Here is a 14,196-nt window from a genome sequence, read left to right on the forward strand (position 1 = left end):
TCCCAGCTGAGCTATACCCCCCAAATTCTCACTCTTGACAACGCGACTTTTATTCAATCGCGTTGTGCAGAGCCTCGAATTATAGACAGGTTTTTAGCGGTTTTTCAAACGCGTAAGAATTTTTTCGCGACCGAGCAATTCCAGCACCGCATCCACCGATGGCGTGTGGGCCGTGCCCACGGTCAGCACGCGCACGGGCATGGCCAGAACGGGCATTTTCACGCCCTGGGCCTTGAGCACTTCCTTGATGGCGGCGGCGATGGCTTCCTTGGTCCATTCCACGCTCTGCATGGCGGCGGCGAAGGCATCCAGCACCGGGGTGGCGGCTTCGGTCACATGCTTGGCATAGTCTTCGGCATTGCGTTCCACACCATCCACATAGAAGACCTTGGCCCACTGGGCCAGGTCCACCAGGGTGTCGCAGCGGTCCTTGAACAGGGCCACGATGCGCACCAGGCGGTCGTCGGCCTGCAGCACGGCGGCGTCCACACCGGCCTTGACCACGAACGGCGTCACCAGGGCGGCCAGCGCCGCATCATCCATGGCCTTCAGGTGCTGGGCATTGACCCAGCGCAGCTTGGCTTCATCGAACTGGCCGGCGCTGCGACCCAGGTGGTCCAGGTTGAACCATTCCAGGAACTGGGCGCGGCTGAAGATTTCATCATCGCCGTGGCTCCAGCCCAGGCGGGCCAGGTAGTTCACCATGGCGTCGGGCAGGTAGCCTTCGTCACGGTACTGGGTCACGGCCTTGGCGCCGTTGCGCTTGCTCATCTTCTCGCCCTGCTCGTTCAGCACGGTGGGCAGGTGGGCAAACACGGGCACGTCGGCGCCCAGGGCTTCGAAGATGTGGATCTGGCGCGGGGTGTTGTTGACGTGGTCGTCGCCGCGGATCACGTGGGTGATGCGCATGTCCATGTCATCGACGCAGACGCAGAAGTTGTAGGTGGGCGTGCCATCGGGGCGGGCGATCACCAGATCGTCCAGCTCGGAGTTCTGGAACTCGATATGGCCCTTGCACTTGTCGTCCCAGCCCACCACGCCGTCCTTGGGGGTCTTGAAGCGCAGCACGGGCTTCACGCCTTCGGGGATGGCCGGCAGCACCTTGCCGGGCTCGGGGCGCCAGGTGCCGTCGTAGCGTGGCTTTTCCTTGGCGGCCATCTGCTTTTCACGCAGGGCGTCCAGCTCTTCCATGCTCATGTAGCAGGGGTAGACATGGCCCTTGGCCTGCAGCGTGGCCAGCACTTCCTTGTAGCGGTCCATGCGCTGCATCTGGTAGAACGGACCTTCGTCATGGTCCAGCTGCAGCCATGCCATGCCTTCGATGATCACGTCCACCGATGCCTGGGTGGAACGCTCCAGGTCGGTGTCTTCGATGCGCAGCACGAAGTCGCCGCCATGGGCGCGGGCAAAGGCCCAGGGGTACAGCGCCGAGCGGATGTTGCCCAGGTGGATGAAGCCAGTGGGCGAAGGGGCAAAACGGGTACGAATTTTGGTTGTCATTTCAAGGTATCCAGTCCGCGAGAAAGATCGGCCTTCAAGTCATCAAGGTGCTCGAGGCCCACGGAAATACGAATCAGGCCCTGGCCGATGCCGGCGGCCTGGCGCTGCTCTTCGGTCAGGCGGCCGTGCGAGGTGCTGGCCGGGTGGGTGATGGTGGTCTTCACATCGCCCAGGTTGGCGGTGATGGAGCACACCTGGGTGCTGTCCACCACATGGAAGGCGTTGGCGCGCAGTTGCTCGGCGCCCTGCCCGATCACATCGAAGGCGATCACGGCGCCGCCCATGCCGTTTTGCTGGCGCATGGCCAGTGCATGCTGCGGGTGGCTGGCCAGACCGGGGTAGTACACGCGCGCCACCTTGGGGTGGGCTTCCAGCCAGGTGGCCAGCTCCAGCGCCGATGCGCTTTCGGCCTTGACACGCAGGGCCAGCGTTTCCAGACCCTTCATCACCACCCAGGCGTTGAACGGCGCCAGGTTCAGGCCGCCGCTGCGCAGGAAGGTGCCCATGACCTTGTCCACCAGCGCCACGGTGCCGCAGACTGCTCCGGCCATCACGCGGCCCTGGCCGTCCAGGAACTTGGTGCCGGAGTGCACCACCACGTCGGCGCCCAGCTTGGCGGGCTGCTGCAGGATGGGCGTGGCAAAGCTGTTGTCCACGGCCAGCAGTGCGCCGTGGGCGTGGGCGATCTCGGCCAGCGCGGCAATGTCGCACAGGTCGGTCAGCGGGTTGGTGGGCGTTTCGGCAAACAGCATGCGGGTGTTGGGGCGGATGGCCGCCTTCCACTCATCGATGTTGGTTTGCGACACAAAGCTGGTTTCCACGCCAAAGCGGGCCATTTCGGTGCCCAGCAGCTTGATGGTGGAGCCGAACATGGACTGCGAGCAGATCACGTGGTCGCCCGTCTTCAGCGCGGTCAACGCCACCAGCAGGATGGCCGACATGCCGGTGGACGTGGCCACAGCGCATTCCGTGCCTTCCAGGGCTGCCAGACGGCGCTCGAAGCTGGTCACCGTGGGGTTGCTGGTGCGGCTGTAGGTATAGCCTTCTTCCTGGCCGGCAAAGCGGCGCGCCGCCGTCTCGGCGTTGGGCTGCACAAAGCTGCTGGCCAGGTACAGGGCTTCGCTGTGTTCGCCCCACTGGCTGCGTTCCACGGCCTCGCGCACGGCGAGGGTCTCAGGGTGCAATCCCTGGGGCAGGGAGTGATCGGTCACGGTACTTGGTCCTTGCAGGTGGCACCGGCGGTCTCTCCTCCGCCGGTCGCGGCATGCACGCTTCCACACGAAGCGCGCTTGCACCGCATCTCAACAAAACAAAAAAATGAGCTGATTGCGCTGTCGTCACCAGACTTTTCAGCAAGAAACATTGTGAAAGTCTTGGTAATCCAGCGCAATTAGCTCATGTTTCTGAAGCTCTCGCTTCCCGACACAGTGTGCAAGGCGGCGCTGTCGCCCACCTTGCACACCGGGCGCATCAGCTTTCCTGGGCGTTGGGCAGCGACAGGCGGGAAGTGTCTTCCTGCTCCTCTTCGCCGCCGCGGTTGCGGCCTTCGTTCAGCGCCGTCACCTCGGCACTGGAGATGTCGCCGGTGATGTAGACGCCGTCGAAGCACGACGCCTCGAAGCCCTTGACCGCAGGGTTGATCTTGCCCACGGCCTGCTTCATCGCATCCACGTCCTGGTAGATCAGCGCATCGCAGCCGATCACCTGGCGGATCTCTTCCACGGTGCGGTCGCTGGCCACCAGCTCGGAGCGGGTGGGCATGTCGATGCCGTACACATTGGGGTAGCGCACAGGGGGCGCAGCGGAAGCCAGGTAGACCTTGTTGGCGCCGGCGTCGCGTGCCATCTGCACGATTTCCTTGGAGGTGGTGCCGCGCACGATGGAGTCATCCACCAGCAGCACATTGCGGCCCTTGAACTCGCTGCCGATGGCATTGAGCTTCTGGCGCACCGACTTCTTGCGCGCGCCCTGACCCGGCATGATGAAGGTGCGGCCCACGTAGCGGTTCTTCACAAACCCTTCGCGGTAGGGAATGCCCAGCAGCTGCGCCAGCTGCATGGCGCTGGGGCGGCTGGATTCGGGGATCGGGATGATGGCGTCGATCTCGCTGGGCGGCACCGTGGAGATCACGCGCTTGGCCAGCGTCTCGCCCATGTTCAGGCGGGCCTGGTAGACCGAGATGCCATCCATGGTGGAGTCCGGGCGGGCCAGGTACACGTACTCGAACACGCAGGGGTGCAGCTCGCTCTTGGCGGCGCATTGCTCGCTGTGCACGGTGCCGTCGTTGCTGATGAACACGGCTTCGCCGGGCGCCACATCGCGTTCGAACTGGTGCAGCGTGCCTTCCAGTGCCACGGATTCGCTGGCCAGCATGTGCGTGCCGTCCGCGCCCTTGCCGATGCACAGCGGGCGGATGCCGTAGGGGTCGCGGAAGGCCAGCAGGCCGTAGCCTGCGATCAGCGCGATCACGGCGTACGAACCCTTGAGGCGCAGGTGCACGGCACGCACGGCCTTGAAGATGTCTTCGGTCTTCAGCGGCGCACCACTGGAGGCACGGCCGATTTCGTGCGCCAGGACGTTCAGCAGCACTTCCGAGTCGCTCTCGGTGTTGGTGTGGCGGTGGTCGGTCTCGGCCAGCTCGCTGCGCAGCTGCTTGGCGTTGGTGAGGTTGCCGTTGTGCACCATCACGATGCCGAAGGGCGCGTTCACGTAGAAGGGCTGGGCCTCTTCTTCGCTGGAGGCGTTGCCCGCCGTGGGGTAGCGGACCTGGCCCAGGCCCACCGAGCCGGGCAGCGCACGCATGTTGCGGGTGCGGAACACGTCCTTCACCATGCCCTTGGCCTTGTGCATGAAGAACTTGCGTTCCTGCTGCGTGACAATGCCGGCGGCATCCTGCCCGCGGTGCTGCAGCAGCAGCAGGGCGTCATAGATCAGTTGATTCACGGGCGCGGTGCTGACCACGCCGACGATTCCACACATAGTTGCGTTTCCATCATGGCAGGACTGGGTCCTGCGTGTTTATGCGGGGCGGCTTGCACTGCCCCGCGACCTTCTCAACTCTTGCTACACCGGGGCCGTCAGGTACCTGCCCAGCTCTTGCGGCAGCGCCGGTACCAGCGTGCGCGCCAGATCGGCCAGCTGCGGCCCGGCCCAGGACTGGACCCACCAGTCCTGCTGGTGCAGCGGGGTGTTCACCACCACCAGCGTGACCACCAGCACCAGCACCATGCCGCGCAGCACGCCGAACAGCGCGCCCAGTGTGCGGTCGACCGGGCGCAAGCCCACGACCTCGATCAGTTTCTTGGCCAGGGCGCTCAGCAGCCCCCAGGCGAACACCGCCACCACAAAGACGGCGACAAATCCTGCGGCATAGCGCACCGTGGGATCAAAACCATCCACGGGCAGCCAGGCTCCGACATCACCTGCGAACAGGCGGGCAATCCAGAAGGCTGCGACCCAGCCCACCAGCGAAAACAATTCATACACCAGACCGCGCCACGCTCCCAGCAACAGGGAGGCGCAGCACACCACCAGCAAAACCGCGTCCAAGGTTGCCATGCGTCGCTATCGGGCCGCCATCAACCGGGTTGCACCGACGCCGGCAGGCCCAGTCCCTTGATGCGGGATGCGGCCTTGTCCGCCTCGGCACGGCCGTTGAACGGTCCCACGCGCACACGCGTCACTTTGCCAGCGGCGGCATTCACGGTCTGGGTGTAGGCCTTCAGACCGGCGCCGGCCAGCTTCTGGCGCACCTCGTTGGCCTTGTCCACATCGCCGAAGGCGCCGACCTGTACGATGAACTTGCCTTCCTGCTTGGCTGCCGCTTCGGGCTTGGCCGCAGCGGTGGACGCCGGGCGCCCTTCCAGCAGCGCACGGGCGCGCTCGGCGTCGTCGTCGCGCGATTTCTTGGGCTCGGGCTTGGGTTCGGGCTTGGCCTCGACCTTGGGCTCCGGCTTGTGCTCCACCTTGGGCTCGGGCTTCTTCACCTCAGGTTTGGGCTCGGGTTTGGGTTCCGGCTTCTTCACCTCGGGCTTGGGCTCGGGTTTCGGCTCCGGCTTGGGTTCGGGCTTGGGCGCCAGTTGGGGCTGCGGCGGCACCGGCACGGCCGGCGCAAACACTTCCTCGCCCGCTCCCAGGCTGTTTTCGGTACGCACGGGCGCGGTGGGCTCAGGCGCCGGCGTGGCCGGCGCCGTGGCGCGCGGATTGGCCGCCATGGTCGTGTGCTCGCCGGGCACCACCATGGGGGCGACCTGGTTGCGGTCCGGGATTTCGATGGGCACATCCACCGCGATCGGGCGCGGCTGGGTGTCAAACAGCAGGGGGAAGCCCACCACACCGACCAGCACCAGCACCGCCGCACCGATCAGGCGGTGGCGCGCACGGCGGCGCAGCGATTCGACGCTGTCCCCCTGTGCATTGCGGGATGAGCGCCGGGAAGATGGCCGTTCTGCCTCTTCTTTCTGGCCGGGCCAGCGGAACTTGAAAAATGCCATGGAGTGCGATGCGTGTGGGCCGTTGGAGGACGTCAGGCTTCCAGGTGCTTGGCGCCCAGTCGGGGAATGCCATGCTGCAGCACACCACCCACCGTATAGAACGAGCCAAAGACCACGATTCTATCAGCCGGCTCCGCCGCAGCGACGGCCGCCTGCAGCGCGGCCTCTGGGTTGGCGTGCAGGCTGGTACTGACTTGCCGCTGGCCGCCGGCCACCATCTGCACCGCATTCCATTTGGCCTGCAGGCTGGCGGCGGTCTCTGCCCGGGGGGTGGGCAGGTCGGTGAAGTACCAGCGGTCGATCAGCGGGCCGACCTTGGCCAGCATGGGTGCCAGGTCTTTGTCCGCCATGGCGCCAAAGACCGCATGCGTGGTGGGGAAGTAGCCCATGGCATCCAGGTTGGCGGTCAGCGCCGCCACCGAATGCGGGTTGTGCGCCACGTCCAGCACCAGCGTGGGCTGGCCGGGCACGATCTGGAAGCGCCCTGGCAGCTCGACCATGGCCAGCCCGGTGCGCACCGCCTGGGCGGTGACGGGCAAGCGGTCGCGGATGGCTTCGAACGCCGCCAGCACGCCCGAGGCGTTCATCAACTGGTTGGCACCGCGCAGCGCCGGATAGGCCAGACCCGCATAGCGGCGGCCACGGCCGGCCCAGCCCCATTGCTGCTTGTCGCCTTCAAAGTTGAAGTCGCGGCCGAAGCGCCACAGCTCGGCACCGATGGCCTGGGCATGGTCCAGCACGCTTTGCGGCGGCACCGGGTCGCTGACCACCACCGGGCGGCCGGCGCGCATGATGCCGGCCTTCTCGCGGCCGATGGTCTCGCGGTCGTTGCCCAGGATGGCGGCGTGGTCGATGTCGACGCTGGTGATGATGGCGCAGTCGGTGTCGATCACATTGGTGGCATCCAGGCGACCGCCCAGCCCCACTTCCAGGATGGCGACATCCAGCCTGGCCAGGCTGAGCATGCGCAGGATGGCCAGCGTGGTGAATTCAAAATAGGTCAGCAGCACTTCCTCGCCCTGCAGGCGGGCGGCCTCGACGGCGGCGAAGTGCGGCAGAAAGTCGTCGGCCAGCGCGATTTCGCCATGGATGCGGCAGCGCTCCTCAAAGTGCACCAGGTGGGGCGAGGTGTAGACCCCGGGCCGGTAGCCGGACTGCAGGGCCACGGCCTCCAGCATGGCGCAGGTGGAGCCTTTGCCATTGGTGCCGGCCACGGTGATGACCGGGCAGTCGAAGCGCAGCTCCATGCGGCGCGCGACTTCCTGTACGCGCTCCAGGCCCATGGCGATGGATTGGGGGTGAATCTGCTCGCAATGGGCGAGCCACTCGGTCAAGGTGTTCGGGGTGGTGTGCATACGAGGCTTTATTGTCGCCCACCCTCCGTATCCCTGATGATGGAGGGCATGAGTACCACGACCATTCTTTACGGCATTCCCAATTGCGACACCGTCAAAAAGGCCCGCGCCTGGCTGACCGAGCAAGGCATTGCCTACAGTTTTCACGATTTCAAGAAGCAGGGCGTGCCCGCCGACCACCTGCCGCGCTGGCTGCAGGCCGTGGGCTGGGAAAAGCTGGTCAACCGCCAGGGCACCACCTGGCGCAAGCTGGATGCGGCCGTGCAGGCCGCGGTGCAGGACGATACCAGCGCCACGCGGCTGGTGCTGGATAACGCCAGCGTGATCAAGCGCCCGGTGGTGGAATGGGCAGACGGCCGCACCACCGTGGGCTTCAAGGCGGAAGATTGGGCTACAGCCCTGGGCCGCTGACCAGGGTCCGGCGCCCGTGGCCCGGTGCACCCGCCGCCGGTACAGCGCGGCCGGGGCGCACGGGAACTTTGCGGGCTGCGCCCCACCCTAACGGAGGAAAGGGCATGCACGGCGCCACAAACCGCCGCCGCCCGGGCGCACCGGAGCCCGGTTGCACACCCTCACACGGGCTTTGCGCAACTTTACGCCGGCCCGGGCGAGCGTTCACACACCGGGTCTAGACTGCAAGGCATGGGACAGCGCAAGCAGCACCCATGTCAACACGGGGCTGGCGCCCTGCGTTGTAGGAAGTCATGGCAGCCGGCCTCCGGAGCGCCGTGGCACACAGATTGGACAAGGAGCATTCCATGAGGATCACACATTGGCTGACTTGGGGCACGCTGGCCGCTGCGGCAGGCTTGGCCTGCGGCACCGCCAACGCCCAGGAGCGTGGCCGCGTGCTGCAATCCGTCCCCGTGGTGCAGCAAGTGGGCGTGCCGCAGCAAGTCTGCGGCGATGAACCTGTCTACCGGGGCCAGCAGACGTCAGGTGCCGGCGCCGTGATCGGCGCGCTGGTGGGCGGCGTGGCCGGCAATGCCCTGGGCACCGGCGGCCACTACGGCCGCCACGGCCAGTACTACGGCTCCAACCGGGGTGCCACCACGGTCATCGGCGCGGTGGCCGGCGGCCTGATTGGCAACCAGGTGGAAGGCATGAACGGCGGCACGCCGGCCTACCAGACCGTGCGCCGCTGCACCAACGAGACGGTGTACGAAAACCGCACCGTGGGCTACGACGTGACCTATGAATACGCCGGCCGCCGCTACACCGCCCGCATGGACCATGATCCCGGCCGCTGGGTGCCGGTGCAGGTGCAGCCCCGCGGCAGCTACAGCAGCTCGTCGGTGACCGGCAGCGGCTTTGTCGGCCCCAGCGGCACCTACAGCTCGGCCCCGGCCGGGGTGACGGTGACCGAGAGCATCACCTACGAGGCACCGCAGTCCAACATCCCCATCGTGGTGGATGTGAATGTGGACCCGCGCTATCCGGGCTACCCCGCCTACCCGCCCTATCCGGGCCGGCCCCAGCCGCGCGGCTACGGTTACGGCTACTGAGGCGCAGGGGCACACAGGGGCGCAGGCACGCACGGCGCGCAGCACGCTGCGGCAGCCCCCCTTGCCCCCGCCAACACCTCCGCCAATCCCCCGCTCACACCCCCATCCAGCCCCTGCTTTCCGGCAGGGGCTTTTTCTTGTGCGCCCCTTCGCGCCCGTCCAGCGTCACGCTGGCCTAAAATGGTCGGTTTCGACCACCTTTGTCGCACCGCGCGCATTACTCCATGAGCACCGACCAATTCTCCGGCGTCACCCTGACCACCAAGGCCAATGTCTACTTTGACGGCAAATGCGTGAGCCACAGCTTCACCCTGGCCGACGGCACCAAGAAGTCCGTCGGTGTGGTGCTGCCTGCCACGCTGACCTTTGGTACGGCCGCCGCCGAGATCATGGAATGCGTGGGCGGTGCCTGCGAGTACAAGCTGGACGGCAGCGATGAATGGAAGAAGTCCGTGGCGGGCGAGAGCTTCCACATCCCTGCGAACTCCAAGTTCGACATCCGCGTGGCCGAGGCCTACCACTACATCTGCCACTACGCCTGAGCGCCAGGGGCGGCACTCCAACGCCCCTGCGATCGCCACAGCCGGTCGTTGCACCTGTTTTTGGCCGCTGGCACGCCGAGAGCCCCGGGCTCGCCGCGCGCACCAGCAGCTGTCTTTTGATTGAGAAGCACACCATGGAAACCATCCTGCAAAACGTTCCCGTCGGCCAGAAGGTCGGCATTGCCTTCTCCGGTGGCCTGGACACCTCGGCCGCCCTGCGCTGGATGAAGAACAAGGGCGCCCTGCCCTACGCCTACACCGCCAACCTGGGCCAGCCCGACGAAGAGGACTACGACGCCATCCCCCGCAAGGCGATGGAATACGGCGCCGAGAAGGCCCGCCTGATCGACTGCCGCACCCAGCTGGCCAACGAAGGCATTGCCGCCATCCAGGCCGGCGCCTTCCACATCAGCACCGGCGGCATCACCTACTTCAACACCACCCCGCTGGGCCGCGCCGTGACCGGCACCATGCTGGTGGCCGCCATGAAGGAAGACGACGTCAACATCTGGGGCGACGGTTCGACCTTCAAGGGCAATGACATCGAGCGCTTCTACCGCTACGGCCTGCTGACCAACCCGGCGCTGAAGATCTACAAGCCCTGGCTGGACAACGCCTTCATCAACGAGCTGGGCGGCCGCACCGAAATGTCGGAATTCCTGATCAAGGAAGGCTTCGGCTACAAGATGTCGGTCGAAAAAGCCTACTCCACCGACTCCAACATGCTGGGTGCCACCCACGAAGCCAAGGATCTGGAACAGCTGAGCAGCGGCATCCGCATCGTGAACCCCATCATGGGCGTGGCGTTCTGGAAGCCGGAAGTCGAAGTGAAGGCCGAAGAAGTGTCGGTCACCTTCGAGGAAGGCCGTCCCGTGGCCCTGAACGGCCAGCGCTTTGACGACCCCGTGGCCCTGTTCCTGGAAGCCAACCGCATCGGCGGCCGCCACGGCCTGGGCATGAGCGACCAGATCGAGAACCGCATCATCGAAGCCAAGAGCCGCGGCATCTACGAAGCCCCCGGCATGGCCCTGCTGCACATCGCCTACGAGCGCCTGGTGACCGGCATCCACAACGAAGACACCATCGAGCAGTACCGTGTGAACGGCCTGAAGCTGGGCCGTCTGCTGTACCAGGGCCGCTGGTTCGACCCCCAGGCCATCATGCTGCGCGAAGCCGCACAGCGCTGGGTGGCCCGCGCCATCACCGGCACCGTGACGCTGGAGCTGCGCCGCGGCAATGACTACTCCATCCTGAACACCGAATCCGCCAACCTGACCTACGCGCCCGAGCGCCTGTCGATGGAGAAGGTGGAAGACGCGCCGTTCAGCCCGGTGGACCGCATCGGCCAGCTGACCATGCGCAACCTGGACCTGATCGACACCCGCGACAAGCTGGCCATTTACGCCAAGGCCGGCCTGCTGAGCGTGAGCAGCACCAGCGCCCTGCCCCAGCTGGGCGGCGACAAGAAGTAAGTTCTGCCAGCCCTGGTCCGAAAAATCAGGGTTTACACGGAAGCCGCTGCCTCTGCAGCGGCTTTTTTTATGAGCAGTCAATGCCTGTGCAGCCTTGATCTCCAACAGCTTTGTCGTTGAAATGCCGCAAAACCGTACACAGGCCGCTACCAAAACGAAGAGTTACCCTGTGCACCCTGGCAGCGGCTACAGTGGCAACCAACGTAATTGCGCAAAGGAGCGCTGATGTCCCGTTCTACCCGCCGCTGGAGCCAACCGGCCCTGTTCATCCTGGCCGCTGCCCTGGCAGCCCCTGCTTTTGCCGCCGATCCGGCCCCTGCCGCTGCGCCCGCCCCGGCCGACGCTGCTGCACCGCAACAGCAACAGCAGCAAGCCCCCAAGCCCAATCCCGCCGCGGAAAAGGCACTGGGCCAACGCTTCCAGTCCATCTTTGCCGCCTTCGAAGGCAAGGCCGCCCTGCCGGACAGCAAGAGCTTCTCCGAAGAGTTCAACAAGCAGGTCACGCCCGAGCAGATGAAGGAAGTGCTGCAGCAGGTGCACCAGAGCGTGGGGGCCTGCCGCGTGGCCGCCCAGATGCGCGTACCCACCTCCTACGCCTCCGGCTATCTGCTGCAGTGCGACAAGGCTTTTGTGCCCATGGACATCGCCGTGGAAGAAAAAGCCCCCTACCGCATCCACAGCCTGCTGATCCGCCCCGGCTACTGGAAGAAGTAAGCACCGCGCACGCTGCACGCCCGGTGCGTGCAGCCGCCGCACCCGAAGCCGCCTGGCCCGTGCCGGCGGCTTTTTTCATGGGCCCATGGGCGATGGCATCGGGCTACGGGCGCCCGGCACTCCGTCTGCCCCCCAATATTTCGCCTGGCCTGTTTCTCCGGTTCGCTTTCGCGCGAAAGTGTGCGTTTTGGCACATACACGCAGGCCCTGTGCGGTCGACACTGCAGCCATGCATGGAGGCCTCCCACGCATGTTGACCACCAGAACCGGAGAACCCTTATGCCATCCCCTCGCACCATCCTGACCCTGTCCCTGCTGGCCTGTGCTGCCGGCACCGCCTTTGCCGGCGGCCCTGCCGGTGAAGGCAGCGATTGGCCTCCGCTACCCCAGGGCGGCACACAGCTGAGCCGCGCCCAGGTGCAGGCCGACACCCAGGCAGCACGCGACCATGGAACCCTGGCCATGCAGGGCGATCAGATGTACATCGCCCCCAGCGCAGCCAGCCACCTGGACCGCGCCACGGTGCGCGCCGAAGCGGCCCAGGCGCTGCGCGCTGGCCTGATCCCCAGCGGCGATGCCAGCACCTCGGTCCACTGACACCGTGCCGGTGGCGGAGACCGTACAGCCCACGGCCTCCGCCACCGGCACGCCTTTCAGTCCATTCAGATCTTTCAGGTCTTTCCTTGCCTGCGCGCCCACGGCACGCGGGCTGGTCCCCATGCAGCCTTCGACCCCACGCTCCGGACTGGCCTTGCAGTCCATCGAACTGTTCCGCGGCCTCAGCCCCGCCTGCCTGCAGCATATTGCCAACCGCTGCGCATGGTGGGTGCTGGAGCCCCACACCCAGCTGCTGCAGAACCAGCAGGTGGCGTTTGTCTGCTCCGGCAGCCTGCGCATTGCCACCTACTCCGCCAATGGCAAGGAGGTGTCGTTCAGCGAACGCGGCGCGGGGTCGCACATCGGGGATATTGCCGCGCTGGAAGGCCACACCGGCACGGCCTTCGGCACCACGCTGGAGCCCACGGTGCTGGCCACGCTGGACCGCCATGCCTTCACGGAGCTGCTGCACCAGGAGCCCTTGCTGGCCCACCGGGTGATCCATTCGCTCACCGCCCGCATCCGGCGCCTGAGCGAGCGGGTGGTACAGCTGAGCACCCTGGGCGTGCCCGCCCGCCTGCATGCCGAGCTGCTGCGCCTGTGTGAGGCCGCCGGTAGCGATGCGCAGGGGCAGGCACATCTGCAGCCCCTGCCCTCGCACGCCATCCTGGCCAGCATGATCGGGGCCAACCGTGAGCAGGTGACCCGCGCCCTGAATGCACTGGCCAAACAAGGCCTGGTGCGCAAGACCGGGGCGCACAGCCTGAGCGTGCTGGATGTGGCCGCGCTGCGCCGCCGGGTAATGGCGGGCGAATAAGGCAGCCGGCCCGGCCCCGGCAGAACGCGGGGTCAGGCCAGTGGAGTCCAGTTCAGGTCAGCTCAGGGGCATGCCCTACACACTGCGCGGCGGCCTGGAGACCTGGAAACCGCCCGCGCTTACACCACCACCGGCTCGGGTTCCAGCCGGATGCCGAAGCGTTCGTAGACACTGGTCTGGATGGCGCTGGCCAGGGTCATCACCTCGCCACCGGTCACGTTGACACCACCGGTGCCGCGGTTGACCAGCACCAGGGCCTGCTTGTCGTAGACGCCGGCGTGGCCCAGGCTCTTGCCCTTCCAGCCGCAGGCATCGATCATCCAGCCGGCCGCCAACTTGATGCTGCCGTCGTCCATGGGGTAGTGCACGATCTTGGGCTCGCGCGCCAGGATGTCGCGGCACTGGTCTTCGCTGACCGTGGGATTCTTGAAGAAGCTGCCGGCATTGCCGATGACGGCCGGATCGGGCAGCTTGGCCCGGCGGATGGCGCAGACCCAGTCGAAGATCTGCTGGGCCGTGGGCTGTTCCACCCCTTCTTCCTGCTGGCGGCGCTGCAGGTCCAGGTAGCTCAGCTCGGGCTTCCAGGGCTTGGGCAGGGCCAGGCGCACGGTGGTGATCACGGCGCAGCCCGCCAGCCCCATGCCCAGTCCGTTGCTGCTGGGGGCATGCTTGAAGACCGAGTCGCGGTAGCCGAAGGCGCACTGCCCGGCATCCAGCGAGAACACGGCGCCGCTGCGCAGGTCCACGGCGTCCAGCGAATGGAAGCGGTCCTGCAGCTCGATGCCGTAGGCGCCGATGTTCTGCACCGGCGCCGCACCCACGGTGCCGGGCACCAGGGCCAGGTTCTCCAGCCCGGGGTAGCCGTTGGCCACGGTCCAGGCCACCACGTCGTGCCAGCCCTCGCCGGCGCCGGCTTCCACGATCCAGTGGCGGTCGGTCTCTTCCAGCAGGCGGATGCCCGGGATTTCCACCTTCACCACCACCGCGCGCACCACATCCCCGGTCAGCACGATATTGCTGCCGCCGCCCAGCACAAAACTGCGCCGCCCGCGGTAGACGGGACTGGCGGCAAAATCCTGGACATCGGCCACACTGCGCACACGCACCAGCGTGTCGGCACTGGCCACGATGCCAAAGGTGTTGCAGTCCTGCAGGGGGGTGTTTTTCTCGACTAACATCCCTGCAATTGTCGCACCGTCGC

General features: G+C 66.2%; 14 protein-coding genes. 7 read left to right on the forward strand and 7 right to left on the reverse strand.

Annotated elements, in window-relative coordinates; translation table 11 throughout:
- Positions 1 to 93: 93 nt before the first annotated feature.
- The 6 genes from gltX to folC all read right to left on the reverse strand — a co-directional run bounded on the left by gltX (position 94) and on the right by folC (position 7,348).
- Positions 94 to 1,500 carry a glutamate--tRNA ligase gene (gltX, locus tag B3349_RS00005; protein ID WP_291585280.1) on the reverse strand — a complete coding sequence of 469 codons (1,407 nt, stop codon included), beginning with the start codon at positions 1,498 to 1,500 and terminating at the stop codon, positions 94 to 96.
- Entirely contained in the window at positions 1,497 to 2,711 is a 1,215-nt protein-coding gene (locus tag B3349_RS00010; RefSeq protein WP_066533389.1) for an O-succinylhomoserine sulfhydrylase, read from the reverse strand. Before B3349_RS00010 ends, gltX begins: the two co-directional genes overlap by 4 nt.
- A gap of 259 nt (positions 2,712 to 2,970) precedes the next feature.
- A complete protein-coding gene (gene purF, locus B3349_RS00015) occupies positions 2,971 to 4,479 on the reverse strand; it encodes an amidophosphoribosyltransferase (RefSeq protein ID WP_291585287.1) in 1,509 nt (502 codons plus the stop codon).
- 84 nt (positions 4,480 to 4,563) lie between these two features.
- Positions 4,564 to 5,058, reverse strand: coding sequence for a CvpA family protein (locus tag B3349_RS00020; protein ID WP_291585289.1), 495 nt, complete (start codon positions 5,056 to 5,058; stop codon positions 4,564 to 4,566).
- A 20-nt stretch (positions 5,059 to 5,078) separates the two neighbouring features.
- Entirely contained in the window at positions 5,079 to 5,993 is a 915-nt protein-coding gene (locus B3349_RS00025; RefSeq protein ID WP_291585292.1) for an SPOR domain-containing protein, read from the reverse strand.
- 32 nt (positions 5,994 to 6,025) lie between these two features.
- Complete coding sequence (folC, locus tag B3349_RS00030) at positions 6,026 to 7,348, reverse strand: bifunctional tetrahydrofolate synthase/dihydrofolate synthase (protein ID WP_291585295.1); 1,323 nt, start codon at positions 7,346 to 7,348, stop codon at positions 6,026 to 6,028.
- A 48-nt stretch (positions 7,349 to 7,396) separates the two neighbouring features.
- Between folC and B3349_RS00035 the strand changes: the two genes are divergently transcribed.
- The 7 genes from B3349_RS00035 (at position 7,397) to B3349_RS00065 (ending at position 12,995) form a co-directional block, all read left to right on the forward strand.
- Positions 7,397 to 7,759 (forward strand): ArsC family reductase, encoded by a 363-nt coding sequence (locus B3349_RS00035; protein ID WP_291585296.1) that lies wholly within the window; start codon positions 7,397 to 7,399, stop codon positions 7,757 to 7,759.
- Between the two features lie 347 nt (positions 7,760 to 8,106).
- Entirely contained in the window at positions 8,107 to 8,853 is a 747-nt protein-coding gene (locus tag B3349_RS00040) for a glycine zipper 2TM domain-containing protein (RefSeq protein WP_291585299.1), read from the forward strand.
- A gap of 224 nt (positions 8,854 to 9,077) precedes the next feature.
- Positions 9,078 to 9,395, forward strand: coding sequence for a pyrimidine/purine nucleoside phosphorylase (ppnP, locus tag B3349_RS00045; protein ID WP_280011965.1), 318 nt, complete (start codon positions 9,078 to 9,080; stop codon positions 9,393 to 9,395).
- A gap of 134 nt (positions 9,396 to 9,529) precedes the next feature.
- On the forward strand, positions 9,530 to 10,867 hold the full coding sequence (gene argG / locus B3349_RS00050) for an argininosuccinate synthase (protein ID WP_279999663.1): 1,338 nt from the start codon (positions 9,530 to 9,532) through the stop codon (positions 10,865 to 10,867).
- A gap of 225 nt (positions 10,868 to 11,092) precedes the next feature.
- Complete coding sequence (locus B3349_RS00055) at positions 11,093 to 11,581, forward strand: hypothetical protein (RefSeq protein ID WP_066533403.1); 489 nt, start codon at positions 11,093 to 11,095, stop codon at positions 11,579 to 11,581.
- 279 nt (positions 11,582 to 11,860) lie between these two features.
- The gene (locus B3349_RS00060; protein ID WP_291585305.1) at positions 11,861 to 12,178 is read left to right on the forward strand and encodes a DUF4148 domain-containing protein; all 318 of its coding nucleotides are present in this window, start codon (positions 11,861 to 11,863) and stop codon (positions 12,176 to 12,178) included.
- 121 nt (positions 12,179 to 12,299) lie between these two features.
- Positions 12,300 to 12,995 (forward strand): Crp/Fnr family transcriptional regulator, encoded by a 696-nt coding sequence (locus B3349_RS00065; protein WP_291585307.1) that lies wholly within the window; start codon positions 12,300 to 12,302, stop codon positions 12,993 to 12,995.
- A 119-nt stretch (positions 12,996 to 13,114) separates the two neighbouring features.
- On the opposite strand, the gene murB is transcribed toward B3349_RS00065, so the two are convergent.
- A complete protein-coding gene (gene murB, locus B3349_RS00070; RefSeq protein ID WP_291585308.1) occupies positions 13,115 to 14,173 on the reverse strand; it encodes a UDP-N-acetylmuramate dehydrogenase in 1,059 nt (352 codons plus the stop codon).
- Positions 14,174 to 14,196: the final 23 nt, after the last annotated feature.

The organism is Comamonas sp. UBA7528, from assembly GCF_002479375.1.
GTDB lineage: Bacteria > Pseudomonadota > Gammaproteobacteria > Burkholderiales > Burkholderiaceae_C > Comamonas.

Coding starts and splice junctions, on each gene's coding strand:
- B3349_RS00025 (WP_291585292.1), bottom strand. CDS start 5,993: ATGGCATTTTTCAAGTTCCGCTGGCCCGGCCAGAAAGAAGAGGCAGAA.
- ppnP (WP_280011965.1), top strand. CDS start 9,078: ATGAGCACCGACCAATTCTCCGGCGTCACCCTGACCACCAAGGCCAAT.
- B3349_RS00065 (WP_291585307.1), top strand. CDS start 12,300: ATGCAGCCTTCGACCCCACGCTCCGGACTGGCCTTGCAGTCCATCGAA.
- B3349_RS00040 (WP_291585299.1), top strand. CDS start 8,107: ATGAGGATCACACATTGGCTGACTTGGGGCACGCTGGCCGCTGCGGCA.
- B3349_RS00020 (WP_291585289.1), bottom strand. CDS start 5,058: ATGGCAACCTTGGACGCGGTTTTGCTGGTGGTGTGCTGCGCCTCCCTG.
- gltX (WP_291585280.1), bottom strand. CDS start 1,500: ATGACAACCAAAATTCGTACCCGTTTTGCCCCTTCGCCCACTGGCTTC.
- B3349_RS00035 (WP_291585296.1), top strand. CDS start 7,397: ATGAGTACCACGACCATTCTTTACGGCATTCCCAATTGCGACACCGTC.
- folC (WP_291585295.1), bottom strand. CDS start 7,348: ATGCACACCACCCCGAACACCTTGACCGAGTGGCTCGCCCATTGCGAG.
- purF (WP_291585287.1), bottom strand. CDS start 4,479: ATGTGTGGAATCGTCGGCGTGGTCAGCACCGCGCCCGTGAATCAACTG.
- B3349_RS00060 (WP_291585305.1), top strand. CDS start 11,861: ATGCCATCCCCTCGCACCATCCTGACCCTGTCCCTGCTGGCCTGTGCT.
- murB (WP_291585308.1), bottom strand. CDS start 14,173: ATGTTAGTCGAGAAAAACACCCCCCTGCAGGACTGCAACACCTTTGGC.
- B3349_RS00055 (WP_066533403.1), top strand. CDS start 11,093: ATGTCCCGTTCTACCCGCCGCTGGAGCCAACCGGCCCTGTTCATCCTG.
- argG (WP_279999663.1), top strand. CDS start 9,530: ATGGAAACCATCCTGCAAAACGTTCCCGTCGGCCAGAAGGTCGGCATT.